Annotated in this window: 22 protein-coding genes; 12 read left to right on the top strand and 10 right to left on the bottom strand. The window is 70.0% G+C overall.

Features of this window, described 5'->3' with window-relative positions; translation table 11 throughout:
• Positions 1–9: 9 nt before the first annotated feature.
• The gene (gene gabT / locus QM711_RS03385; RefSeq protein ID WP_415096297.1) at positions 10–1,365 is read right to left on the bottom strand and encodes a 4-aminobutyrate--2-oxoglutarate transaminase; all 1,356 of its coding nucleotides are present in this window, start codon (positions 1,363–1,365) and stop codon (positions 10–12) included.
• 141 nt (positions 1,366–1,506) lie between these two features.
• Here gabT and QM711_RS03380 point away from each other — a divergent pair, with 141 nt between their 5' ends.
• From QM711_RS03380 to QM711_RS03365, 4 genes are all read left to right on the top strand, one after another.
• Positions 1,507–3,027, top strand: coding sequence for a PucR family transcriptional regulator ligand-binding domain-containing protein (locus tag QM711_RS03380; RefSeq protein ID WP_415096296.1), 1,521 nt, complete (start codon positions 1,507–1,509; stop codon positions 3,025–3,027).
• A gap of 127 nt (positions 3,028–3,154) precedes the next feature.
• Positions 3,155–6,670, top strand: coding sequence for a DNA polymerase III subunit alpha (dnaE, locus tag QM711_RS03375; protein ID WP_415096295.1), 3,516 nt, complete (start codon positions 3,155–3,157; stop codon positions 6,668–6,670).
• Positions 6,671–6,686: 16 nt separating this feature from the next.
• On the top strand, positions 6,687–7,334 hold the full coding sequence (locus QM711_RS03370) for a hypothetical protein (protein ID WP_415096294.1): 648 nt from the start codon (positions 6,687–6,689) through the stop codon (positions 7,332–7,334).
• On the top strand, positions 7,331–8,215 hold the full coding sequence (locus QM711_RS03365) for a CHAD domain-containing protein (RefSeq protein ID WP_415096293.1): 885 nt from the start codon (positions 7,331–7,333) through the stop codon (positions 8,213–8,215). The genes QM711_RS03370 and QM711_RS03365 overlap by 4 nt, the downstream gene beginning before the upstream one ends.
• 17 nt (positions 8,216–8,232) lie before the next feature.
• Here QM711_RS03365 and QM711_RS03360 read toward each other — a convergent pair whose 3' ends face one another.
• Positions 8,233–9,459, bottom strand: coding sequence for a pyrophosphate--fructose-6-phosphate 1-phosphotransferase (locus QM711_RS03360; RefSeq protein WP_415096292.1), 1,227 nt, complete (start codon positions 9,457–9,459; stop codon positions 8,233–8,235).
• 120 nt (positions 9,460–9,579) lie between these two features.
• Between QM711_RS03360 and QM711_RS03355 the strand changes: the two genes are divergently transcribed.
• Positions 9,580–9,981: a hypothetical protein gene (locus QM711_RS03355; RefSeq protein ID WP_415096291.1), complete on the top strand. Its 402-nt coding sequence runs from the start codon at positions 9,580–9,582 to the stop codon at positions 9,979–9,981.
• A gap of 5 nt (positions 9,982–9,986) precedes the next feature.
• Here QM711_RS03355 and QM711_RS03350 read toward each other — a convergent pair whose 3' ends face one another.
• Positions 9,987–11,120 (bottom strand): MalY/PatB family protein, encoded by a 1,134-nt coding sequence (locus QM711_RS03350; RefSeq protein ID WP_415096290.1) that lies wholly within the window; start codon positions 11,118–11,120, stop codon positions 9,987–9,989.
• A 63-nt stretch (positions 11,121–11,183) separates the two neighbouring features.
• On the opposite strand from QM711_RS03350, the gene QM711_RS03345 reads away from it, so the two are divergent.
• Positions 11,184–11,807, top strand: a complete 624-nt coding sequence (locus QM711_RS03345; protein WP_415096289.1) for an L-threonylcarbamoyladenylate synthase — start codon at positions 11,184–11,186, stop codon at positions 11,805–11,807.
• Here the strand turns inward: QM711_RS03345 and QM711_RS03340 are convergent.
• The 3 genes from QM711_RS03340 to QM711_RS03330 form a co-directional block, all read right to left on the bottom strand.
• On the bottom strand, positions 11,804–12,478 hold the full coding sequence (locus tag QM711_RS03340; RefSeq protein ID WP_415096288.1) for a DNA-binding response regulator: 675 nt from the start codon (positions 12,476–12,478) through the stop codon (positions 11,804–11,806). The genes QM711_RS03345 and QM711_RS03340 overlap by 4 nt on opposite strands.
• Before the next feature lie 77 nt (positions 12,479–12,555).
• Complete coding sequence (gene ppk2, locus QM711_RS03335; protein ID WP_415096287.1) at positions 12,556–13,428, bottom strand: polyphosphate kinase 2; 873 nt, start codon at positions 13,426–13,428, stop codon at positions 12,556–12,558.
• Positions 13,429–13,467: 39 nt separating this feature from the next.
• Positions 13,468–14,931: an MDR family MFS transporter gene (locus tag QM711_RS03330; protein ID WP_415096286.1), complete on the bottom strand. Its 1,464-nt coding sequence runs from the start codon at positions 14,929–14,931 to the stop codon at positions 13,468–13,470.
• A gap of 127 nt (positions 14,932–15,058) precedes the next feature.
• Here QM711_RS03330 and QM711_RS03325 point away from each other — a divergent pair, with 127 nt between their 5' ends.
• The 3 genes from QM711_RS03325 to QM711_RS03315 all read left to right on the top strand — a co-directional run bounded on the left by QM711_RS03325 (position 15,059) and on the right by QM711_RS03315 (position 17,309).
• Positions 15,059–15,457, top strand: coding sequence for a VOC family protein (locus QM711_RS03325; protein WP_415096285.1), 399 nt, complete (start codon positions 15,059–15,061; stop codon positions 15,455–15,457).
• A gap of 179 nt (positions 15,458–15,636) precedes the next feature.
• Complete coding sequence (locus tag QM711_RS03320; RefSeq protein WP_341727854.1) at positions 15,637–15,906, top strand: GlsB/YeaQ/YmgE family stress response membrane protein; 270 nt, start codon at positions 15,637–15,639, stop codon at positions 15,904–15,906.
• A gap of 68 nt (positions 15,907–15,974) precedes the next feature.
• Positions 15,975–17,309, top strand: coding sequence for a dihydrolipoyl dehydrogenase family protein (locus QM711_RS03315; protein ID WP_415096284.1), 1,335 nt, complete (start codon positions 15,975–15,977; stop codon positions 17,307–17,309).
• Positions 17,310–17,316: 7 nt separating this feature from the next.
• Here QM711_RS03315 and QM711_RS03310 read toward each other — a convergent pair whose 3' ends face one another.
• The gene (locus QM711_RS03310; RefSeq protein WP_415096283.1) at positions 17,317–18,363 is read right to left on the bottom strand and encodes an ABC transporter substrate-binding protein; all 1,047 of its coding nucleotides are present in this window, start codon (positions 18,361–18,363) and stop codon (positions 17,317–17,319) included.
• 87 nt (positions 18,364–18,450) lie between these two features.
• Here QM711_RS03310 and QM711_RS03305 point away from each other — a divergent pair, with 87 nt between their 5' ends.
• Genes QM711_RS03305 through QM711_RS03295 form a run of 3 tightly spaced genes read left to right on the top strand, consistent with a single transcriptional unit; the run spans position 18,451 to position 21,313 of the window.
• A complete protein-coding gene (locus tag QM711_RS03305; RefSeq protein ID WP_415096282.1) occupies positions 18,451–19,470 on the top strand; it encodes a FecCD family ABC transporter permease in 1,020 nt (339 codons plus the stop codon).
• The gene (locus tag QM711_RS03300; protein WP_415096281.1) at positions 19,467–20,501 is read left to right on the top strand and encodes a FecCD family ABC transporter permease; all 1,035 of its coding nucleotides are present in this window, start codon (positions 19,467–19,469) and stop codon (positions 20,499–20,501) included. The genes QM711_RS03305 and QM711_RS03300 overlap by 4 nt, the downstream gene beginning before the upstream one ends.
• On the top strand, positions 20,501–21,313 hold the full coding sequence (locus tag QM711_RS03295; protein ID WP_415096280.1) for an ABC transporter ATP-binding protein: 813 nt from the start codon (positions 20,501–20,503) through the stop codon (positions 21,311–21,313). Before QM711_RS03300 ends, QM711_RS03295 begins: the two co-directional genes overlap by 1 nt.
• Here the strand turns inward: QM711_RS03295 and QM711_RS03290 are convergent.
• The 3 genes from QM711_RS03290 to QM711_RS03280 all read right to left on the bottom strand — a co-directional run bounded on the left by QM711_RS03290 (position 21,303) and on the right by QM711_RS03280 (position 22,933).
• Positions 21,303–21,647, bottom strand: a complete 345-nt coding sequence (locus tag QM711_RS03290) for a tetratricopeptide repeat protein (RefSeq protein WP_415096279.1) — start codon at positions 21,645–21,647, stop codon at positions 21,303–21,305. The two genes, QM711_RS03295 and QM711_RS03290, sit on opposite strands and share 11 nt — an antisense overlap.
• 6 nt (positions 21,648–21,653) lie before the next feature.
• Positions 21,654–22,670, bottom strand: coding sequence for an LLM class flavin-dependent oxidoreductase (locus tag QM711_RS03285; protein ID WP_415096278.1), 1,017 nt, complete (start codon positions 22,668–22,670; stop codon positions 21,654–21,656).
• A gap of 65 nt (positions 22,671–22,735) precedes the next feature.
• The gene (locus QM711_RS03280) at positions 22,736–22,933 is read right to left on the bottom strand and encodes a hypothetical protein (RefSeq protein WP_415096277.1); all 198 of its coding nucleotides are present in this window, start codon (positions 22,931–22,933) and stop codon (positions 22,736–22,738) included.
• Positions 22,934–22,959: the final 26 nt, after the last annotated feature.

Here is a 22,959-nt window from a genome sequence, read left to right as displayed (position 1 = left end):
TCTTGCGGATCAGTTCGCGGCGAGCGCGGCGGCGACGATGTCGAGGCCCTCGTGCAGCAGTTCGTCCGAGATGGTCAGCGGCGGCAGGAACCGGATCACGTTGCCGTAAGTGCCGCAGGTCAGCACGATCACGCCCTCGGCGATCGCGGCCCGGGCGACGGCGGCGGTCAGGGCGGCGTCCGGAGCCTGGGTGACCGGGTCGGCGAACTCCATCGCCATCATCGCGCCGTGCCCGCGGACGTCGCCGATCCGTGGATCGGACGCCTGCAACTCGGTCAGCCGGGAACGCAGCAGCGTCCCGATCTCGAGGGCGCGCTCCAGCAGCCCCTCGGTCTCGAAGGCCTCGATCGCGGCCAGCGCCGCGGCACAGGCGACCGGGTTGCCGCCGTAGGTGCCGCCCAGTCCGCCGGTGTGCGGGGCGTCCATGATCTCGGCGCGGCCGGTCACCCCGGCCAGCGGCATGCCGCCGGCGATGCCCTTCGCGGTGGCGACCAGGTCGGGGACGATGCCGAACAGCTCGCTGGCGAACATCACCCCGGTGCGACCGAACCCGGACTGCACCTCGTCGGCGACGAAGACCACACCGTTGGCCCGGCACCAGTCCACGATCGCCGGCAGGAAGCCGTCGGCCGGCACGATGAAGCCGCCCTCGCCCTGGATCGGTTCGATGATCACCGCGGCGAGGTTGTCGGCGCCGATCTGCTTCTCCATCAGCGAGATCGCTCGGGACGCCGCCTCGGCACCGGTCAGGCCGTCCCGGTACGGGTACGACATCGGCGCCCGGTAGATCTCGGCGGCGAACGGGCCGAAGCCGCTCTTGTAGGGCATCGACTTCGCGGTCAGCCCCATGGTCAGGTTGGTGCGGCCGTGGTAGGCGTGATCGAAAGCCACCACAGCCTGCCGCCCGGTGAATTTGCGGGCGATCTTGACCGCGTTCTCGACCGCCTCGGCACCCGAGTTGAACAACGCGCTGCGCTTCTCGAAATCACCCGGGGTCAGCCGGTTGAGCGCCTCGGCGACCGCGACGTAGCCCTCGTACGGCGAGATCATGAAGCAGGTGTGGGTGAACTGCGCGGCCTGTGCGGCGATCGCCGCGACGACCTTGGGGTGTGCGTTGCCGAGGGTGGTGACCGCGATGCCGGAACCCAGGTCGATCAGCGAGTTGCCGTCGGCGTCGACGACCACGCCGCCGCCGGCGGCGACCGCCTCGATGGGCACGGTGTGTCCGACCCCGGCGGCGACCGCGGCCGCCTTGCGGGCCAGCAGCTGCTCAGAACGGGGTCCTGGAATCGAGGTGACGAGGCGGCGGCGCTGCTCCAGCGTGGGCCCGCCGAGCGAGACAGGGGTGTCGAGTCCGAGAGACATGGCGGGAGCCTACGGTTCGTACTTTCGGTGCCGATACTCGCCGCGGTGTATATGATCCTGCTGTCTCTATACGTGACGTACAGGATATGGAGTCTCGCCGGTTGAGCGTGCCGAGACGCCGAGCGCGACGAGGGGGTGGTCATGGCTGCTAGACCAGAACCCACCCTGCGTGCCCTGCTCACTCGCCGTGAGCTGAGTCTGCGCCTGGCCGGGTCCGAGGCGGAGCTGGCCCCCGGCGCCCTGGACGCACCGCTGCGCTGGGTGCACGGCTCCGATCTGGCGGATCCGACGCCGTTCCTGACCGACGACCTGCTGCTGCTCACCACCGGCACCCAGTTCGACGATGCCGGCGGCCCGGAACCGTATCGGGACTACGTCGCCCGGCTGGCGCGCCGCGGCGTCCGGGGCCTCGGGTTCGGCACCGAGGTCGTCCGGCACGGCATCCCGGCCGCGCTGGCCGAAGCCTGTGCAGCCGAACGGATGCCGTTGTTCGAGGTGCCCTACCGGACACCGTTCATCGCGCTGGCGCAGGCGAACGCCGAGGCGGTCGCGGCGCAGGCCTATGCCCGGCGCAGCTGGGCGCTCGCCGCCCAACGGGCCATCTCGCTGGCCGCACTGCAGCCCGACGGCCTGGGTGCGACCTTGGCCGAACTCGGCCGCCAGCTCGGGGCGTGGGTCGGCCTGTTCGACGCCGCGGGCGCGCTGGTCCGCGATCACCCGGCCGGCGGCCTCGCCGCCGAAGCGCTCACCGGCGTCACCGGAGAGGTCGGTGCGATGCTGCGCCGCGGCGTCCGCGCCGGGTCGTCGCTGGAGTCTGCCGGGCAGCGTTTCACCCTGCAGACGCTCGGACGGGGCGGCCAGCTGCGCGGTGCGATCGCCATCGCGGCGACCGGCCTGGACGCCGAGGGCCGCGGCGTCCTGACCTCGGTGATCGCGATGGCCGGCCTCGCCCTGGAGCAGACGGTCGGGCTCAACCAGGCCCGCGAGGCGCTGCGTGGGGGACTGGTGCGCAGCCTGCTCAGCGACGATCCCAGCGTGGCCGCGCCCGTCGTCGGCGAGCTCTGGACGCCGCTGCCGGCGGCACCCATCGTGGTGGCGGTCGCCAGCCTGCCCGCGACCCGCGCCCAGGTCGCGTCCGACTGGCTGGAGGGGCAGAGCGGCTCGGTCTTCCACGGTCAGGGACCGGACGGGCTGGTGATCGTCGTCGGCGTCGCGGATCAACCGCTGCTGGACGAGTTCGCCGCGCTGTTCGAGGCCGGCGTCGGCGTCTCGCGGCCGAGCGACTACCAGGATTTCTCCGGAGCCCATGCCCAGGCGGTGGCCGCGCGCGCCCGTGGCGGCGCCGGCCGGGTCACCCGGTTCACCGAACTCGCCGGGGACGGCGTGCTCGCCCAACTGTCCGGCACCGACGCGACCGCCATCGCCGAAGCGCAGCTGGCCCCGCTGCGCGAGCACGACCGGCGGCACGGGACCGCGCTGCTGCACACGGTGCGGGTCTGGCTCGAGTGCGACGCCCGGATCGAGACCGCGGCGCAGGCCCTCGGCGTCCATCGGCACACCGTGCGGACCCGGGTCGCGCAGGCCCAGCAGCTGCTCGGCGTCGACCTGGCCGGCTTCCCGGCGCGTGCCGAGCTGTGGGCCGCCCTGGTCGCGACCAGGTGAAGGTCGCCTCGCCCGGCGAGTGTCGTCGGGAACCGTCGGCGGCCGGGGTTAGGGTGGGTCTCTCCGCTGGACTTTCCCCTGGCGATCCGCCCGGTCCACACCCGACTCATGGAGGTCGAAACCGCCGATGGCCGATGGGTTCGTGCATCTGCACTGCCATTCCGAGTACTCGATGCTGGACGGCGCGGCGCGGCTGAAAGACCTGGTCAAGGGCTGTGAGCAGATGGGCATGCCGGCCCTGGCGGTCACCGACCATGGCAACCTGTTCGGCGCCTACGAGTGGTACAAGGCGGCCAAAGGCTCCGCGGTGAAGCCGATCATCGGCCTCGAGGCGTACCTCACCCCCAAGACGCACCGCAGCGAGCGCAAGCGCGTCCAATTCGGCGACGGCACCGGCGACGACGTGGCGTCCAAGGGCGCCTACACCCACATGACCATGTGGGCGTCCAGTCCGGAGGGGATGCACAACCTGTTCCGGCTCAGCTCGCGCAGCTCGAAGGAGGGCTTCTTCTACAAGCCGCGCGCCGACCGCGAACTGCTCCACGAGTACCACTCGGGCATCCTGGCCACCACCGGCTGCCCCTCGGGTGAGGTGCAGACCTACCTGCGACTCGGCCAGTACGACCGCGCGGTCGAATCGGCCGCCGAGTTCCGCGACATCTTCGGCGCCGGCAACTTCTACTGCGAGCTGATGGACCACGGCCTCGACATCGAACGCCGGGTCCGGCACGACCTGCTCCGGCTGGCCAAGGACCTCAAGCTGCCGCTGGTCGCCACCAACGACCTGCACTACGTGCACGCCGGCGACGCCGAGGCCCACGACACCCTGCTGTGCGTGTCGTCGGGCTCGAACCGGGACACCCCGAACCGGTTCAAATTCGACGGCAACGGCTACTACCTGAAGAGCCCCGCCGAGATGCGCGAGATCTGGCGGGAACTGCCCGAGGCCTGCGACAACACGCTGGCCATCGCCGAGCGCTGCGAGACCCATTTCGACGAGGGCACCGGCACCTACATGGCCCGCTTCCCGGTACCGGCCGGGGAGACCGAGGAGTCCTGGTTCGTCAAAGAGGTCCGCCGCGGACTGGAGTTCCGCTTCCCCGAAGGCGTTCCTGACTACGCAATTCAACAGGCCGAGTTCGAGACCGGGGTCATCGCTGGAAAAGGCTATTCGGGATACTTCCTGGTGGTCGCCGACTTCATCAACTGGGCGAAGAACAACGGCATCCGGGTCGGTCCGGGCCGCGGCTCCGGCGCCGGTTCGATGTGCGCCTACGCGCTGCGGATCACCGACCTCGACCCGGTTCCGCACGGACTGATCTTCGAACGCTTCCTGAACCCCGAACGTCCATCGATGCCCGACTTCGACATCGACTTCGACGAGCGTCGCCGCGGCGAGGTGATCCGCTACGTCACCGAGAAGTATGGCGACGACCACGTCTGCCAGATCGTCACCTACGGCACCATCAAGGCCAAGCAGGCGATCAAGGACGCCGGACGGGTGCTGGGCAAGCCGTTCGGCCTGGGCGAGCGGATCACCAAGGCCTACACCCCGCCGGTGATGGGCAAGGACGTCCCGCTGCCCGAGGTATTCAACCCGCAACACGCCCGCTATGCCGAGGGCGGCGAGTTCAGGACGCTGTACGAGTCCGAGCCCGAGGTCAAAGAGGTCGTCGACACCGCGATGGGCATCGAGGGCCTGAAGCGGCAGTGGGGCGTCCATGCCGCCGGGGTGATCATGTCGTCGGCCCCCTTGCTCGACGTCATCCCGGTGATGAAGCGGGAGTCGGACGGCCAGATCATCACCCAGTTCGACTACCCGAGCTGTGAGTCGCTGGGCCTGGTCAAGATGGACTTCCTCGGCCTGCGCAACCTGACCATCCTGGACGACGCGATCGCCAACGTGAAGGCGAACCAGGGCATCGACATCGACCTGGACGAGCTCAGCAAGACCCTCACCGACCCGTCGACCTACCAGCTGCTGGCCACCGGCGACACCCTCGGCATCTTCCAGCTGGACGGCGGCGGCATGCGGGTGCTGCTGCGGCAGATGCAGCCGGACAGCTTCGAGGACATCTCGGCCGCGTTGGCGCTGTACCGGCCGGGCCCGATGGGGGCGAACAGCCACACCAACTACGCGCTGCGCAAGACCGGCAAGCAGCCGATCACCGCGATCCACCCCGAGCTGGCCGAGCCGCTCGCCGAGATCCTCGACCTCACCTACGGCCTGATCGTCTACCAGGAGCAGGTCCAGCAGATCGCGGTGAAGGTGGCCAACTACACCCTCGGCGCCGCCGACGAGCTGCGCCGGGCGATGGGCAAGAAGAAGAAGGAGGTGCTCGAGGCCGAGTTCGTCAACTTCGAAGGGGGGATGCAGGCCAACGGCTTCTCCGCTTCGGCGATCAAGGCCCTCTGGGACATCCTGGTGCCGTTCTCCGACTACGCGTTCAACAAGGCCCACACCGCCGCCTACGGGCTGATCTCGTACTGGACGGCGTACCTGAAGGCCAACTACCCGGCCGAGTACATGGCGGCGCTGCTCCAGTCGGTGAAGGACGACAAGGACAAATCGGCGATCTACCTGGCCGAGTGCCGCCGGATGGGCATCAAGGTGCTGCCGCCCGACGTCAACGAATCCGACGGCATGTTCACCCCGGTCGGCAGCGACATCCGCTACGGGCTGGGCGCCATCCGCAACGTCGGCGACAACGTGGTGAAGGGCATCGTCGAGGGCCGCGAGAGCAACGGCAAGGCGTCCGACTTCAACGAATTCCTGGACAACGTGCCGCTGGTGGTGTGCAACAAGCGGGTGATCGAGTCGCTGATCAAGGCCGGCGCGTTCGACTCGCTCGGGCACACCCGGCGCGCCCTGATGGAGTGCTACGAGCAGAAGGTCGACGAGGTGATCGACCTGAAGCGGAACCAGGCCAACGGCCAGGACGACCTGTTCGGCGACTTCGGCGGGGGAGAGGCACTGGTCAGTTCGCCGGTGCCCGCAGTCGAGGAGTGGGACAAGCGGATCCGGCTGGCTTTCGAGCGCGAGATGCTCGGCCTGTACGTGTCCGACCACCCGCTGCTTGGGCTGGAGCACGTGCTGCTCGCCAACCGCGACCACTCGATCGGCCAGATCGTCGCCGAGGACGGCCCGCGCGACATCCAGACCACCATCGCCGGGATGATCACCCAGGTCACCCGCAAGCAGACCAAGAACGGCGACCTGTGGGCGATCCTGTCCGTGGAGGACCTGGACGCCTCGGTGGAGGTGCTGCTGTTCCCCAAGGCGTACAACCTGGTCGCCCTGCAGCTGGCCACCGACACCATCGTCCGGATCAAGGGCCGGGTGGTCGGCAAGGACGAGGGCGTCGAGATCCGCGGCACCGACGTGAGCTTCCCGGACGTCTCCGAAGGCCCGTCCGGGCCGGTGGTGATCTCGCTACCGGCGGCCCGCTGCACGCCGGCGGTCGTCCAGCAGTTGCGCACCGTGCTGACCAGCCACCCGGGCGCCACCGAGGTGCGGGTACGGCTGACCACCTCGAACCGGACCACGGTCTGGAAGCTGGAAGAGACCCTGCGGGTGATGCCGTCGCCGCCGCTGATGGCCGACCTCAAGGCATTGCTGGGCCCGTCGTGTGTGAGCACATGAGCACTAGGCTTACCGGGTGAGCACCCCGCCGTCCCCGACCGCCGAGGATTCGGTGACTCCGGCTCGTCGTGACGACCGCACCGCGGCCCTGATCCTGGCGGGCATCGCCGCGGTGGCCGGGATCGCCGGCGCGGTGTTGTGGCGGCTGGTGGTCCGGCCACCCGCCTACATCGTCCAAGCCGATGGCTCCGCCACCGTCAGCGAGCGGGCACTCACCGAGTTCTTCGCCGGGGACGCCTGGTACGCCGTGATCGGCGCCGTCGTCGGGGCCGGGCTGGGTGTGGCGACCTGGCGGCGGTTCAAGGCGATCGGCTGGCCCTGCGCGTTCCTGGCCGCCGGGCTGGGACTGCTGGCCGGCGTGGTCTGCTGGCAGCTGGGCGAGGTGCTCGGCGGGCAGGCCTTCGATCAGCGGCTCGCCCTGGCCAAGCCGGGGGACACGGTGCCGATCGCGCTCGCCCTGCGCTCGCCGTCCGCCCTGGCGGTGTGGGCGTTCGCCGCGGTCACCCCGATCCTGCTCGGCTCGGCGCTCGGCCCCGACGACGAGGCGATGCCACGGCAGCCCCGGCGACGCAGCCGGCTGGCCAAGGCCGAGCAGACCGAGCCCCGTGAGGTGGTCGACGACCTGGGCGTCGTCCGCACCGAAGAGACAGCGAGCAATCAATGAGCACCGCCGCCGGCATCGTCATCGACTATCTGCGTACCCAGGCCGAGGTGATCGCCTCCCGGGCCGACGACGTGGCCGCCGATGCCCCGGACGCCGTCCACCGCAGTCGGGTGGCCACCCGCCGTTCGCGCAGCGCGCTGCGGACGTTCGCCTCGTTGTTCAAGCGCAAGCAGGTGCGCGCGCTGCGCGCCGAACTGGCCTGGCACGCCGACCACCTGGGCGGTCCCCGGGACGCCGAGGTGCTCAAGGAGCGGCTGCTGACCGCGCTCGACACCCTGCCCGGCGACGATGAAGCCGGCCCGGTCGCCGAGCGACTGTCGGCGGCCCTGGACGAGAGCCATGCCCGCGCCCACGCTGCGCTGGTGGAATCGATGCAGACCGAGCGCTACCCGCAGCTGCGCGATCGGCTGGCCCGATTCGTCGACGACCCGCCGGTTCGCGGCTCGGCCCGCGCAGCGGGAGTCGACGCCCTGCCCGGGCTGCTGGAGCGGGCTGTCAGACGGGTCGGCAGGCTGACCGAGCGAGCGGCGGAGACCGACGACGATCCGCACCGCTGGCATGAGGTGCGCAAGGCCGCCAAGGCGGCGCGGTACTGCTCCGAAGCCCTGATCCCGGCGTTCGGCGACCCTGCGAAGACGCTGGCCGAAGCGTGGGAAGAAGTCACCGAGGCGCTCGGCGAGTTCCAGGACACCGTGGTGGCCGAGGCCTACCTGGCCACTGCGGCGGTCCACGCCAGCGAGGCCGGCGAGTCCCCGTCCGGCTACCTGGCGCTGATCGCGCTGGAACTCCGCCAGCGTGACGAAGCCCTGCAGCGTGGCCGCTCAGCGCTCGCGGCCGCGCGTGCGGTGCCGTTGCCCGAGCGTTCAGCCGCGACCGGCTGAACGCTCGGTGCCGCGGCTCAGTGCTCGGCGGGCGGGGCGGCGACCGGCTCCGGCTGGCCGATCTCGGACAACAGGTCGAGGTACCAGTCCTGCTCGATGTCGAACGGCTTGCCGCCCTTGATCCGGTCGAACGCGATCGCGGTCAGCACGTCGCCGTTCTCCTCGTCGTGGCCGATCACGCCGGGCTCGCCGCGCAGGGCCGAGTCGACGGCCAGGTCGGTCATCGAGCGGATCAGGTCCAGGTCGTAGGAGTTCGCGGCCGCTGAGCGGGAGTAGTAGCCGGACTTCTGGACCAGGATCTTCTGCGCGCCGAGCATCTCGGCGAACTGCTTGGCGAACCAGGCGCCGGGGTTGATCCGCTCCAGCCGGATGTGCCCGAAGGCGTCCCGGGCCACCTCTTCGCCGGCCTTCTCCATTTCGGCCACGATGCTCTCCACGCCGGCGCCCTCGGAGATGAACATGGTCACGTTGCCCACCGTGTCCATCACTTCCTTGAGCCGAGCGGCCTCGGCCTGCAGGTCGATCACGGCTTCCGGCACGAACACGGCGTGGACGTCCCAAGCCTTGGCGTCGAGGCCGATCTCGGGCAGCCACTCGGCCGTGCTGAGCCATTCCCGGTACTTGCGGGCGGTCGCGGCGGTCAGCCAGCCACAGTTGCGGCCCATCACCTCGTGGACGATCAGGATCCGGGTCCCGGCGTTGTGCTCGGCGAGCACGTTGCGGGCGAACCGGGCGCCCATCTCGGCCGCGGTGTCGGCCCCGAGCGACTGCCGGATCGGCACCACGTCGTTGTCGATCGTCTTCGGCAGCCCGACCACGGTGAGCCCGTAGTCGTTGCTGGCCAGGTACGCGGCCAGGTCGGCCGCGGTGGTGTTGGTGTCGTCGCCGCCGATGGTGTGCAGCACGTCCACCCCGTCGGCGACCAGGCGGTCGGCGGCCACCTTGAGCGGGTCGTCCCCCTCGGCGACCAGCCCGCGCTTGACCAGGTCCTTGGCGTTGGTCAGCTTGACCCGCGAGTTGCCGATCGGCGATCCGCCGTAGAGATGCAGCAGGTGGGCCTTGGCACGGACCTCCGGCGTCACCTCAAGGTAGTCGCCGGTGAGCAGGCCCTGGTAGCCGTACTTGTAGGCGATGATCTCAACGTCGGGCGCGACCTCGGTGTACCGTCCGATCAGGCCTCCGATGGCCGAGGACAGGCACGGGGCGAAACCACCGGCGGTGAGCAGGGCGACCTTCTGAACCATGAGTGTGGGCCTTTCTGGCAGACGAGACGTGCTCGTCAGCCTAGTGGCCGGTCGCCCCAGCCGGTCCGCAAAGCTGTGGACAACTCACCACCCGGCCATCCGGCGGGGCAGACTGAGCGGATGAAGCGGACCGGACGCGGCGAACGAGGCCTGGCGCTGTCGGCGTTCGTGGTCGTCGCCGTGCTGGCGATGCTGCTGATCGCCGGCCTCGTGGTGGACGGTGGCCGCAAGACCGCCGCGGACCGCCGGGCCGAGCTGACCGCCGCGGCGGCCGCCCGGGCTGCCGTCGATGCGACGGCGCCGCAGCGGCAGGCCGGTCGCCGCCCGGAGCCGGCAGTCGCCGTTGCCGCCGCCCGGCAGGTGATCGCCGGCGAGCCTGGTCTGCGCGGCGAGGTGCGGCTGGCCGGCGACGGCAGCGTCGAGGTGACCACGGTCAGCACCGTCGACACCGTGCTGCTCAGCCTGATCGGGATCTCTCGCCTCGAGGCGCACGGCAGCGCCTCGGCCCAGCTCTTCGACTGAGTCAGTCAGGCGGCCAGGCGAAGCGAGGCCGCCATCCGCTCGACGGCGCGGGTGATCATGGTGGGCGAGGCAGCCAGGTTGATCCGGACCCACTGGCGGTGCTCCGGCGAGAAATTCCGGCCCGGTGAGAACGCCACCCGGCCTGCGGTCAGGAAGTGGGCATACGGATCCTCCAGCCCGAGCCGGGTGCAGTCCACCCAGGCCAGATAGGTGCCCGGCTCGGCGCGGTAGCGGGCACCGGGAAGCAGCGCGTGCAGCAGGTCGGTGAGCAGCCGCTTGTGGGCGGCGATCTCGGCGCTGGCCTGGTCGACCCAGTCCTGGCCGTGCCGCAGCGCGGCGGTGTGGGCGATCGCGCCGAGGTGCCCGGTCGACTGCAGAGCCAGCGGCGGCAGCCGGCGCACCGCCCCGTCCGCCTCGGAACCGGCGATGTACAGCCCGGCTTTGAAAGCGGCCAGGTTCCACGACTTTCCCGCCGAGGTGACCACCACCGCACGCTGAGCGGCCGGCACCGCCAGCGTCGGCACGAACGTCGTCCCGGGATCGATCAGCCAGGCGTGGATCTCGTCCACCACCAGTTGGACGCCGTGCGCCACACAGAGCTCGGCCACCGCCGTCAGTTCCTGGGCCGTGTGCACCGTCCCGGTCGGATTGTGCGGCGAGCAGAGCAGGAACGCCGTCACGTCCGGTTCGGCGAAGGCCGCGGCCAGGGCGTCCAGGTCGAGGCGCCCCTCAGCCGTCAACGCAACCGGGACGGTGTGCCGCCGGTAGCCGTTGGTGACTTGCCAGAACGGGGGATAGACCGGCGTGGTGATGACGATGCCGTCGCCGGGATTCGTGGTCGCCTCCAGAACGCACAGCACGGCGTTCATCACGTCGCCGCCTCGACGCACCTGTTGCGCGGCGAGGTCCAGGCCCCAGCGGGCTGCCGCGCTGGCCCGGTAGGCATCGGCATAGTCGTCGCCGAACGGATAGCCGGTGTCACCGTGGTCCAGGGCGGCGTCCAAGCTGGCCCGGACGGCGGGCAGCATCGCCGAATCCATCTCCGCGACCCACAGCGGCAGCACGTCCGCGTCGTAGGTCTGCCACTTGAGGCTGCGTCGTTGTCGCAATTCGGCCTCGGTCAGCGAGAAGATCGTCATGGCTGCATTCTGGCGGCTGATTCGGCTGCCCGCCGGCAGGTCTCGACAGGAAGGCTCCCCCCGATGGCCCGCTACTTCGACGTCCACCCCGCAAACCCGCAACCTCGTGCCCTGGCGCAGGTGGCGGCGATCCTGCGCGAGGGGGGACTGGTCGCCTACCCCACCGACTCCGGCTACGCGCTCGGCTGCCTGCTCGGCAACCGCTCCGGCCTGGACCGGATCCGTGACCTGCGGCAACTCGACGCCAAGCACAACTTCACCCTGGTCTGCAGCGAGTTCGCCCAGCTCGGCCAGTACGTCCAGATGAGCAACGATGTCTTCCGGGCGATCAAGGCTGCCACCCCGGGCGGCTACACCTTCATCCTCACCGCCACCAGAGAGGCGCCGAAGGTGATGCTGCAGCCGAAGCGGAAGACCGTCGGCGTCCGGCTGCCGCAGCATGTGACCGCGCTCGCCCTGCTGCACGAGCTGGGCGAACCGCTGATGTCGAGTACCTTGCTGCTGCCCGGCCAGTCCGAACCGATGGCGGACGGCTGGACCGTCAACGACGAGGTCGGGCATGCCCTCGACGCGGTGCTCGACTCGGGTGACTGCGGGAGCGAGCCGACCAGCGTGATCGACCTCACCGGAGACGAGATCGTGGTGATCCGGCGCGGCGCCGGCGACCTCAGTCTGTTCGAGGCCTAGCCGGTCTCGGGGTCGGGTTCGACGTCGGCGGGGTCGAGCCGGACGTAGTCGGTGGAGAAGCCGTGCCGCATCCCCCAGGCGACGGCCTGGGAGCGGCGGGCCACCCCGATCTTGCGGTACGCCGAGCGGATGTAACTCTTGACCGAGTTGGGGCTGAGATACATGCCCTGGGCGATCTCCGCGTTCGGCAGCCCATGGGTGATCAGCGCCAAGACCTCGCTCTCGCGGTAGGAGAGCCCTTCCTCGCGTCCGGGCCAGTCGCCACCGCTCGGGCTTACCGCCTTCGGCGCCGGACTGACCACCACCCGGCCGGCGTGGACCTCTTCGATCGCGGCCACCAGGGCGCGCGCCGGCAAGGTCTTGGAGAGATACCCCGAGACGCCCTGCTGGCGAGCCCGTTCGATCAGCGCCGGCTGGAAGTTCCAGGTGTAGATCACGGTGCGGCCGACCAACGGGTTGCGCAGCACCGCCTCGATTCGCGGGCTGTCCGCGGGGAGGTTCCCGAAACTGTCGAACAGCGCGATATCGACTCGCTCGCGGACCTCGCGTCCGGCGATGAGTTTCACCACCTGCACGCGATCGGCGTAGTTGGCGAACATGTGAAGTAGACCGGTGACAACGACCTCGTAGTCGTTGATCAGCGCGACCCTGACCGGCGGCTTGCTATGCACGCGGTCAGTATCGCATCGAAGGCGCGCCCTGGAGCAGGGCGCGCCTTCGAGCCGTCCAGAACCCTCGGACCTGCGGGTCAGCCCTCGTGGGTCTCTTCGTCGTGGTGATCGTCATCCTCGGGGTCCACGTACTTGGCCGCCTTGGCCTTCCGCTCGAGCCCGACGGTCACGTCCGGCACCTCGGACTGCAGGCCGCGATCGGTGCGCTGGTAGCCGGTGGACGGCGGACGCTTGGGCAGCTTCAACGTCGGCCGCTCCACCTTCTCATACGGAATGGACGCCAGCAGATGCGCGATCATGTTGATCCGCGCCCGCTTCTTGTCCTCCGACTCCACCACATTCCACCGTGCCTCCGGAATATCGGTGTGCACGAACATCTCATCCTTGGCCCGCGAGTAGTCCTCCCACCGGGTCAACGATTCGAGATCCGTCGGCGACAACTTCCACTGCCGCATCGGATCGGTCAACCGCGACTTGAACCGCTTCTCCTGCATCTTGTCCGACACCGAGAACCAGTACTTACGAAGAATGATCCCGTCCTCGATCAGCATCCGCTCGAAGATCGGACACTGCCGCAGGAAGCGCCGATGCTCCGCGGTGCTGCAGTACCCCATCACCCGCTCCACACCGGCCCGGTTGTACCACGACCGATCGAACAACTTGATCTGACCAGCCGACGGCAGATGCTGGATATACCGCTGGAAATACCACTGCGACTGCTGCCGCTCCGTCGGAGCCGGCAACGCCACCACCTGCGCGATCCGCGGACTCAAATACTCCGTGATCCGCTTGATCGCACCACCCTTACCCGCAGCATCACGCCCCTCGAACACCACCACCAGCCGCTTACCCTCGGTACGCAGCCATTCCTGCATCTCCACCAGTTCCGACTGCAACCGCAGCAACTCTGCCTCGTAGAGCTCGTTATCCAACTTTGGAAGTTTCGCCATGGGCGTATCGTGCCGTATCCGGCCGCGGCCCACCAGCACTCAATCCAAATCGCGTTCGGTTCCGTGCGAAGCCTCGGCCTCGGGCTCGGGCGTCCGCAGGAAGGCGATGGCCACGATGGCCAGCAGCCAGACCGCTCCGGCACCGATGAAGGCCAGGTGCGAGCCGTACAGAAGGCTCGCCTCGACCCCGGCCCCGGTCTGTCGCCGAGCCTCGGACTGGGTGGCGAAGACCGTCACGAACACGGCGGTGCCCAGGGCTCCGGCGAGCTGCTGCACGGTGCCCACGATCGCCGAGCCGTGGGTGTAGAGCTGCCGGGGGAGCGAGCCCAGGGCGATGGTGAACAACGGGGTGAACATGAAGGCGAAGGACGCACTCATCGCCATGTGGCAGACCAGCACCAGCCACCACGGGGTGTCCGGCGCGATGGTCGACAGCACCCAGAACACGCCGGCCACCAGCACCGAGGCGGGCAGCATCAGCGGCCGGGCGCCGACCCGGTCGTAGAGCCGTCCGACGATCGGGCCGAGCACACCCATCAGCAGGCCGCCGGGAAGCAGGATCAGCCCCACGCTCAGCGCGGGCAGGTGCAGGGCGCGCTGCAACAGCAGCGGCAGCATGATGATGGTGCCGAACAGCGCCATCATCGCCAGTGCCATCACCACGACGCTGATCGTGAACGCACCGTGCCGGAAGGCGCGCAGGTCGAGCAGGGCGCGGTCGCTGCGGGCCAGCAGCAGCTGCCGCCAGAGGAAGGCGATCAGGGCGGCGATGGCGATCGAGAACACCGTGGCCAGTTCGGCCGCCGGGGCACCGGTGTCGCCGATCAGGCTGAGCCCGTAGACCAGGCCGCCGAAGCCGAGCACGGTGAGCGGGATCGAGAGCACGTCGAGAGGGACCCGGACCGGCTCATTGACGTTGGCGATTCGCAGCGCCCCGCCGATCAGCATGGCCAGGCCGATCGGCACCATCAACGCGAAGACGCCGCGCCAGCTGCTGAACTGCAGCACCACCCCGGCCAGGGTCGGGCCGAGCGCGGGCGCCACGGAGATGACCAGTGAGATGTTGCCCATCACGGCCCCGCGATGCGCGGGGGGCACCAGCTGCATGATCGTGGTCATCAGCAGCGGCATCATGATCGCCGTTCCGCTCGCTTGGACGATCCGTCCGGCCAGCACCAGTGCGAAGGTCGGGGCGACTGCGCAGACCAGCGTGCCGGCGGTGAACAGGCTCATCGCAAGGATGAACGCGGCGCGGGTCGGGATCCGTTCGAGCAGCCACCCGGTGATCGGGATGACCACTGCCATGGTCAGCATGAAGGCGGTGGTCAGCCACTGCACCGTGCGCTCGTCGACGTGCAGGTCGGTCATCACCGAGGTGAGGGCGACGTTCAGCGCAGTCTCGTTGAGGATCACCACGAAGGTCGCCACCAGCAGGATGGTGATCACGGACCGGTCCTTGGCCGCCAGCCAAGGCGCCTCGGTCACCCGCTCGGTCTTGCTCATCTCCACCTTCCCGTTGACAGCCGAGCAACCCTACGTGGTGCGGAGTGCGCCACCAAATCGGCGGCGCGCGGCCGATCGGTCAGGATCGGAGAAGTCACCCGGACGTCCGGTGTCTAGCCTCTGAGTCATGACAATTGGTGTTTCCCGCTGTTTCGTCGCGGCGACCGAGACCGAACCAGCGCTCAGCTTCTACCGGGACCTGCTCGAGCTGGAGGTGATCAACGACGTGGCCAACGGCGAGCACCGCTGGATCACCCTGGCGGCACCGGGGCAGTCGGATTTCTCGATCGTGCTGAGCAACTACCTCGCCGACGCGCCGTCCGACACTGAGGTGCTCCGGGGATTGCTGGCCAAAGGAGCGCTGAGCGCGGCGCACTTCCGCACCGACGACCTGGACGGCCTCTTCGCCCGGCTGAGCCAGGCCGGCGTCGAGGTGCTGGAGCAGCCGACCGATCAGTTCTGGGGAGTGCGCGACTGCGCGGTGCGGGACCCGTCCGGCAATGTGGTCAGGATCGACCAGGCCTGACCGGCCAGGTTGTCCCGGAGATCTGCTGAGCCAACGCGCCCCACGCGGATCGGCTTCGCGCAGGCCCCCACCCCAAAGGGTCGATTCGGCAGATCCAGGGAGCAGCCAGGGACCGGTCTGGGATCTGCCCGCCTACAGTTGACGGTACGTGAACTGCAACGAGACAAGGAGGAACAGCAATGTTGAGTTGGGGATTCCTGGGCTGGATCATCCTCGGCGGCATCGCCGGATGGATTGCCAGCAAGATCATGAAGACGGACGCCTCGATGGGCATCCTGATGAACATCATCGTCGGCATCGTCGGTGGCCTGCTGGGTGGATGGATCCTGAGCGCGTTCAACGTGAACGTCGCGGGCGGCGGGCTGATCTTCAGCATGCTGACCGCGATCGGCGGCGCGGTGTTGCTGCTGTGGCTGATCGGCCTGGTCAGCGGCAGACGTCGAGCCTGACCCAGACGACAAGGGCCGGCACCCCCGAGGGGGTTGCCGGCCCTTTCGCACGCGGCGACGATGGTGCGATGACAGACAGCTACGACCTGATCGTCCTCGGCGCCGGACCGGTCGGGGAGAACGTGGCACAGTACTTCGTCCGCGGCGCAGGATTGACCGCGGCGCTGGTCGAGGCGGAGTTGATCGGCGGGGAATGCTCCTACTACGCCTGCATGCCGAGCAAAGCCCTGTTACGCCCGGTCAACGTGGCGGCGCTCACCCACGACCTGCGCGGCGTGGTGCCGACCAGCATCGACAACGCGGGGGTGCTGGCCCGGCGCGACTACTGGGTGAGTCACTACGACGACTCCGGTCAGGCGTCCTGGGCCGCGTCCGCCGGCATCGACGTGGTCCGCGGCGTGGGCCGGGTCAGCGGTGAGCGCCAGGTGCAGGTGGGGGACCGGACGCTCACCGCACGGCACGCCGTCGTCGTCGCCACCGGCAGCCGGCCGGCCATCCCCGCCGAGTTGGCCGGCGTCCGGCCCTGGACGAATCGGGACGCCACCGGTGTCGTCGAGGTGCCCGCTCGGCTGGCGATCGTCGGTGGTGGGGTGGTTGCCTGCGAAGCGGCCACCTGGATGGCGGCATTGGGCAGCCGGGTGACGATGCTGGTCCGGCACCGGCTGCTGGACCGGCTGGAGCCGTTCGCCGCCGAGTTGGTCGGCGAGGCGCTGGTCCGAGCCGGGGTCGAGGTGCGCCTCGGCGTATCCGTCGATGCCGCCGACCGGCCCGGGGCCGGCGACCGGCAGCTCGGCCGCCCGCACGGCGGCCCCGTCCGGCTCAGCGTGGCCGGCGAGGTCCTGGAGTTCGATGAAGTGCTGGTCGCCGCCGGACGGGTACCGGACACCTCCGCCGTGCCGTCCGGAGACCGTCCCGGGTGGCTGCACCTGGTCGGCGATGCCTCGGGTGAACCGGCGCTGACCCACTGGGGAAAGTACCGGGCCCGGCAACTGGGCACCCGGTTGCGCGCCGAGGCGCTGGGCCGTCCGGTTCCCGACCAGCCGGACGGCGTCCCGGTGCCCCAGGTGATCTTCACCGATCCCGAGGTCGCGACCGTCGGTGCCACGCTGGCCCAGGCGCTGGCCGACGATCCGGCTGCCCGCGCCCTCGAGGTCTCGATCGACTCGGCCTCGGGTGCGGCGCTGCTGGTCGACCATCCCCGTGGTTCGGCGCGGCTGGTGGTCGGCGGCGGTGACCGAGTGCTGGGCGCGACCTTCGTCGGCACTGACGTGGCCGAACTATTGCATGCCGCCACCGTCGCGATCGTCGGCGGGCTGACGCTGCAGCAGCTCTGGCACGCGGTACCCAGCTATCCCACGGCCAGCGAGGTCTGGCTCAGGCTGCTGGAGCAGAGCCTCGAGTGAACCGCGTTCAGCGCGAGGCGAACGCCCCGGCGAGCATCGGCACCAGCTTGTCCACCACGTACGGCAGGCTGAGTGGCGAGGCGAAGTAGATGGCGCCGGCCAGCTCCCCGCCGGTGTAGATCGAGCGTCCCGCCTGCACCGCGGTAAGCGATTTGAAGCCGGGCACCTTCTCCAGGACCACCCGGTCGGCGTCCTTCTCGGTCGCCCAGATCAGCACGTCGGCGGCATTGAGGACGCTGATCTTCTCCACCGGAATGTAGGCCTGCTCGCCCTTCTTCACGTAGGCGTCGAGCTCAGCGGGCACGGTCAGGCCCAGGTCGGTGAGGAACTCGGTGCTCAGGCCGTTCTGGTAGGCGATCAGGTTTCCGTCGTAGACCGCGTTCTGCAGGAAGATCGCCTTCTTGCCGGCGAATCCGGGGTTGGCCGCCGCCGCGTCGGCGAACTTCTTCTTCACCGCAGCGGCGAGCTGCTTGCCCTCGGCGACCTTGCCGACTGCCTGGGCGATCGGAGCCAGCAGATCGGGCCAGGGGGAGAACCAGGCCGCGTCGGCCTTGGCGTGCGGAATGGTGGGAGCGATCTTGGAGAGCTTGTCGTAGTCGCCGCGCTCCATGCCCGCATTGGGCCCGATCAGCAGGTCGGGTTTGAGCTGGGCGATCTTGGTGAACTGGAAACCGTCGGCGTTCTTCAGCACGGTGGGCTGCCCCGATCCGAGTGCTGCGCGCGCCCAGGGCCAGGTGGCGTACGGCTGATCGCCGTACCAGTCGGTGACTCCGACCGGGATCACCCCGAGGGCCAGCAGAAAGTCGTGCTCGGTCACCCCGACCGAGACCACCCGGGTGGGTTGGGCGTTGATCGTGGTCTGTCCGAAGGCATGGATCACGGTGGTCGGGAAGCTGGCGTCCGCGGTACTCGGCGTGCCGGCCGCGCTGGGGGAGGCGGGCGTCGAGGGCGTGCTGCCGCAGCCCACCAGGGCCCCGCCGGCAATCCCGAGACTCGCCAGCCCAAGGCTCCGGCGGCTCACCAGGCGGCCCCACAGTGCATCGTCGTGATTCATTCGTTCGCCCTTCGCATCGTTGCTCGACCCGGCTCACAGTAGTCGGACTTAGGCTAGGCAATCCAAACTTTCTCGTACTGTAGGCGGGTGGCGCGTACCTCCGGACGGGTCGGCGGTACCGCGCTGACCGGGCTGACCATCGGGCTCGCCGTGGCCGGGCTGCTGGCGGCCTGCCTGGCCAGTCTGGCGATCGGGGCGAACCCGCTCAGCCCCGGGCAGGTCTGGGCCGGGTTGCTGGGACACGATCAAGAGGCAATCGACGTCGTCCGCGGCGGACGGCTGCCGCGCACGGTGCTCGGGCTGCTGGTCGGCTCGGCGCTCGGCGCGGCCGGCGCGGTGATGCAGTCGATCACCCGCAACCCGTTGGCCGACCCGCAGCTGCTGGGGGTGAACGGCGGAGCCGCGGCCGCGGTGGTCACTGCGATCAGCGTCTTCGGGATCACCCACCCCGCCGGCTACATCTGGTTCGCGCTCCTCGGCGCGGCCGGTGCGGCGATCGTCGTCTACCTGCTGGGGTCCGGACGCCGCAGCACCGCCAACCCGGTTCGGATGCTGCTGGCCGGCACCGCCGTCCAAGCGCTGCTGCAGTCCTACGTGGTGGCGGCGATGCTCACCGACCCGACCGCGTACTACTCCTTCCGCTACTGGGACATCGGCGCGCTGACCGGGCGCACGTTGGACGAGGTGGGCCCGGTGGTGGCGTTCCTGGTCGCCGGACTGGTCGGGATGCTGGCACTGGCCGGGCCGCTCAACGCGCTCTCGCTGGGCGAGGAGGCGGGCCGGGCGCTCGGCGCCAACCTGCTCGCCACCCGGCTGCTGAGCGCCCTGGTGATCGTGCTGTTGTGCGGCTCCGCGACAGCGGCGGTCGGTCCGATCGCGTTCGTCGGACTGGCCGTCCCGCATCTGGCCCGGCTCACCGTCGGGGTCGACCACAAGGCGATGCTGCCGGCGTCCGCGCTCTTGGGCGCACTGCTGCTGATCGTCGCCGATGTGGCCGGCCGGGTGATCGCCTGGCCGCAGGAGGTCGGGGTCGGCATCGTCACCGGAGTGGTCGGGGCACCCGTGCTGATCTGGCTGGTCCGGGCTCGACGGGTGGGACGGCTATGACCGCGCCAACCACGGTCCGGATCGGCCGGTGGCGGGTGCTCGCGTCCGCCCGCGGTGCCCTGGTGCCGCTCGGCCTGCTCGGCTGCGCGCTCACGATCGTGTTCGCCACGCTGGGCAGCGGGCCGCTGCCGGTCTCGCCGGCCGAGCTGATCGACACCGTGCTCCGCCGCACCGACGAGTTCGACTTCGTGGTCTGGGAGATCGGGCTGCCGCGAGCCTGCGTCGCCGTCCTGGTCGGCGCCGGACTGGGTGCCGCCGGAGCGTTGGTCCAGGCCCTGACCAGGAACCCGCTGGGCAGCCCGGACGTGATCGGCTTCGACTCCGGCGCCGCCGTGGGCGCGCTGCTGGCGATGCTGGTGATCGGTCTCGGTGAGCGCCAGCAGGCCGCCGCGTTCGCCATTGCCGGCGGCGCCGTGGCCGCGGCGGCGGTCTTCGTGCTGTCCTCCGGCGCCCGCGACGTGGGATACCGGATCATCCTGATCGGCATCGGTATCGGCGCCCTGTTGGACTCGGTGTCGGCCTACCTGCTGACCCGCAGCACGGTGCGGGAATCGATGAACGCCACCCGCTGGCTGGTGGGCAGCCTGAACAGCAGCGACTGGGTGGACGTCGCGGTAGCCGGGGCGGGCCTGCTGATCCTGCTGCCCGCCGCCCTGGTGGTCGGCCGGCAACTCCGGGTGGTGCTGCTGGGGCCCGAGGTGGCGTCCGCCCTCGGGGTCAGGCTGGGCCTGGTCACCGCGGCCACCCTGACCGTCTCGGTCGGGCTGTCGGCGGTGGCGGTGATGGCCGCCGGGCCGATCTCGTTCGTGGCGCTGGCCGCGCCGCAGCTGGCCTTGCGGATGGTCGGCGGACGCCGTGCGCCGGTGGTATTGGCCTCCGCGGCGATGGGCGCGACGCTGTTGGCGGCGTCGGACCTGATCGGGTCGCGAGCGTTCGGGGACACCGACCTGCCGGTCGGCGTGATCACCGGCGGGGTCGGCGGGATCTACCTCGCGTGGCTGTTGTCGCGCGAGTGGCGAAGGAGAGCGTGATGAGGATCGAGACGTCCCGGCTGGTCGCCGAGGGGCTGGAGCTGCGCTACGACGATCGGGTGGTGGTCAGCGGCCTGGATCTGGCCGTCCCGGACCGCCGGTTCAGTGTGATCGTCGGTCCGAACGCGTGCGGCAAGTCGACCCTGCTGCGCGGCTTGGCCCGGATCCTGAAACCGCACGCCGGGACGGTCCTGCTGGACGGCCGCGCGATCACTTCGATGCCGGCCAAGGCGGTGGCGCGCACCCTGGGCATGCTGCCGCAGTCAGCGGTCGCGCCGGAGACCATCACGGTGCAGGACCTGGTCGGCCGCGGCCGGTTCCCGCATCAGAGCCTGCTGCGGCAATGGTCGGAGGCCGACCAGGTCGCTGTCGAGCAGGCGATGGCTGCTGCCGGCGTCACCGAACTGGCCGACCGACCGGTGGACGAGCTGTCCGGCGGACAGCGGCAGCGGGCCTGGCTGGCGATGGTGCTCGCCCAGCAGACCGACCTGCTGCTGCTCGACGAGCCCACCACCTTTCTCGACATCACCCACCAGCTGGACGTGCTGGATCTGTGCGCCGACCTGCGCGCCGACGGATACACCATCGTCGCGGTGCTGCACGACCTGAATCACGCCTGCCGCTACGCCGATCACCTGATCGCGATGGTCGACGGCCGGATCGTGGCCGCCGGCACCCCGGCCGACGTGGTCACCCCGGAACTGGTCGCGGAGGTCTTCGGCCTGGCCTGCACGGTGATCCCGGACCCGGCGACGGCGACGCCGATGGTCGTCCCCGCCGACCGGGCCGGGCGTCGGTCGGTCAGGCCATAGCGCGGTGCGCCGCTCCGTGTCGCTCGTCACCGGTCAGGGCGACCAGAACACGCCGGACGCCGGCCGCCTCCTCATGCCGGCTCTGCCGCTCCAGCACCCGGGCCAGTAGCAGGGTGATGTACTCGTTGGTCGGATCGGCGGCCAGGATCGTCCGGGCCTGTTCCTCGGCGGGCTTCAGCGCGGCTCGCAGATAGTACGCGCGGGCCAGGTACTCGCGTGCGTCGGTGTGGCCGGGCTGAGCCTGCAGGATCCGGGTCAACCGGTCGATCGCACCGGCGTAGTCGCGGGTGTTGAAGGCGAGCAGCGCCGCCTCCCAGTCGTAGATGGTGGTCATTCGGTGTCACTCCTTCCAACCCAGGTCGCGGGCCACCGCGACCAGGTTCTCGAACAGGTGGGCGTTGTAGTCCACCCCCAACATGGACGGCAGCGCGAACAGCACGTAGTCGGCTTCTCGCACCGCCTCGTCGGCTCGCAGGTCCGCAGCCACCTGCTCCGGCGGGCCGGCGAACGTCGGCCCCGAGCGCGCGGTGGTGCCGTCCAGGACGCCGACCCCCTCCCCGCCGCTGCGGGCGCCGAAGTAGGCCCGGTCCTCGGCGGTGGTGATCGGGAACGCGCTCCGGGTGACCGCAGTCAGCCCGCCGAGGGTGTGCCCGGCGGCGGCGAACGCCGTCCGGTAGTCGCGCACCTGGTCCGCCTGTTGCAGGTGGAACGGACGGCCGTCGTCGGCCAGCAGCAGGGTGGACGACAGCAGGTTGTAGCCGTGCTCCCCGGCCCACACCCCGGTGGCGTGGCTGCCGGCGCCCCACCAGATCCGGCCGGGCAGGCCGGGGGAGAGCGGCTGGACCGCGAGGTCGGGCCCGGTACCGGACGCGACGGCACGCTGTGAGCGGGCCACCGGATCACCGGCGATCGCCCGCCGGAACAACTCCGCGCGGTCCCTGGTCACCCCGGCCCAGTCCTGGCCGTCGGCCAGCCGGTAGCCGAAGGCGGCCTGGCCGTCCGTCGCCGGCTCGGGCGAGCCGCGGCTGATGCCGAGCTGCAGGCGTCCGGACGCGATCAGATCGGTGGCCGCCGCCTCCTCGGCCAGGTACAGCGGGTTCTCGTAGCGGAGATCGATCACGCCGGTGCCCACGTCGATCCTGGACGTCCGCGCCGCCATCGCCGACAGCAGGGGGAAGGGCGCCGACAGGCTGTGATCGAAGTGGTGGACCCGCAGCCAGGCGCCGTCCATTCCCGCCGCCTCGGCCGCGGCCGCCAGTTCGATGTGATCGCGCAGTGCGTCGGCGGCGCTGCGGACACGGGAGCCGGCGACGTCCCGGTAGTGCCCGAACGACAGAAAGCCGATCTTCTTGGTCACGCGTTCCTCCCGAGTGGTAGTTGCAGATTCAACAACCATGTCAGGGCACGGAGTATTCCTTCGGGTCACTTGGTCAGCTTCGCCCGGTGCGCGGCGTAGCGCGGCTTACCGATCCATCGCCACAGCAGCCGGACCGGTGCCGGCAGGTTCTTGCGCAGCCACTGCTCGCCGCCGTCGGGTTGCGCGGCCAGGATGGCACCGAGCTGATTCCAGAGCTGGCCCTTGGGGGTTGCCCGGCGTCCGTGTTCACCGAACCAGGCCACCTCGGCCTCTGGGCGTGCAGTCCGGT

This window comes from Micropruina sp., from assembly GCF_047602385.1.
Lineage (GTDB): Bacteria > Actinomycetota > Actinomycetes > Propionibacteriales > Propionibacteriaceae > Micropruina.
Note: the sequence above shows the minus strand (reverse complement) of the source record. Positions and strands in the feature narration are given on the sequence as shown.

What these genes read in the sequence shown, in the direction of transcription:
- QM711_RS03320 (WP_341727854.1), top strand. Translation starts at nt 15,637, where the DNA reads ATGTTGAGTTGGGGATTCCTGGGCTGGATCATCCTCGGCGGCATCGCC.
- QM711_RS03365 (WP_415096293.1), top strand. Translation starts at nt 7,331, where the DNA reads ATGAGCACCGCCGCCGGCATCGTCATCGACTATCTGCGTACCCAGGCC.
- QM711_RS03290 (WP_415096279.1), bottom strand. Translation starts at nt 21,647, where the DNA reads ATGACCACCATCTACGACTGGGAGGCGGCGCTGCTCGCCTTCAACACC.
- QM711_RS03355 (WP_415096291.1), top strand. Translation starts at nt 9,580, where the DNA reads ATGAAGCGGACCGGACGCGGCGAACGAGGCCTGGCGCTGTCGGCGTTC.
- gabT (WP_415096297.1), bottom strand. Translation starts at nt 1,365, where the DNA reads ATGTCTCTCGGACTCGACACCCCTGTCTCGCTCGGCGGGCCCACGCTG.
- QM711_RS03315 (WP_415096284.1), top strand. Translation starts at nt 15,975, where the DNA reads ATGACAGACAGCTACGACCTGATCGTCCTCGGCGCCGGACCGGTCGGG.
- QM711_RS03330 (WP_415096286.1), bottom strand. Translation starts at nt 14,931, where the DNA reads ATGAGCAAGACCGAGCGGGTGACCGAGGCGCCTTGGCTGGCGGCCAAG.
- QM711_RS03345 (WP_415096289.1), top strand. Translation starts at nt 11,184, where the DNA reads ATGGCCCGCTACTTCGACGTCCACCCCGCAAACCCGCAACCTCGTGCC.
- QM711_RS03310 (WP_415096283.1), bottom strand. Translation starts at nt 18,363, where the DNA reads ATGAATCACGACGATGCACTGTGGGGCCGCCTGGTGAGCCGCCGGAGC.
- QM711_RS03295 (WP_415096280.1), top strand. Translation starts at nt 20,501, where the DNA reads ATGAGGATCGAGACGTCCCGGCTGGTCGCCGAGGGGCTGGAGCTGCGC.
- dnaE (WP_415096295.1), top strand. Translation starts at nt 3,155, where the DNA reads ATGGCCGATGGGTTCGTGCATCTGCACTGCCATTCCGAGTACTCGATG.
- ppk2 (WP_415096287.1), bottom strand. Translation starts at nt 13,428, where the DNA reads ATGGCGAAACTTCCAAAGTTGGATAACGAGCTCTACGAGGCAGAGTTG.
- QM711_RS03360 (WP_415096292.1), bottom strand. Translation starts at nt 9,459, where the DNA reads ATGGTTCAGAAGGTCGCCCTGCTCACCGCCGGTGGTTTCGCCCCGTGC.
- QM711_RS03350 (WP_415096290.1), bottom strand. Translation starts at nt 11,120, where the DNA reads ATGACGATCTTCTCGCTGACCGAGGCCGAATTGCGACAACGACGCAGC.
- QM711_RS03380 (WP_415096296.1), top strand. Translation starts at nt 1,507, where the DNA reads ATGGCTGCTAGACCAGAACCCACCCTGCGTGCCCTGCTCACTCGCCGT.
- QM711_RS03300 (WP_415096281.1), top strand. Translation starts at nt 19,467, where the DNA reads ATGACCGCGCCAACCACGGTCCGGATCGGCCGGTGGCGGGTGCTCGCG.
- QM711_RS03325 (WP_415096285.1), top strand. Translation starts at nt 15,059, where the DNA reads ATGACAATTGGTGTTTCCCGCTGTTTCGTCGCGGCGACCGAGACCGAA.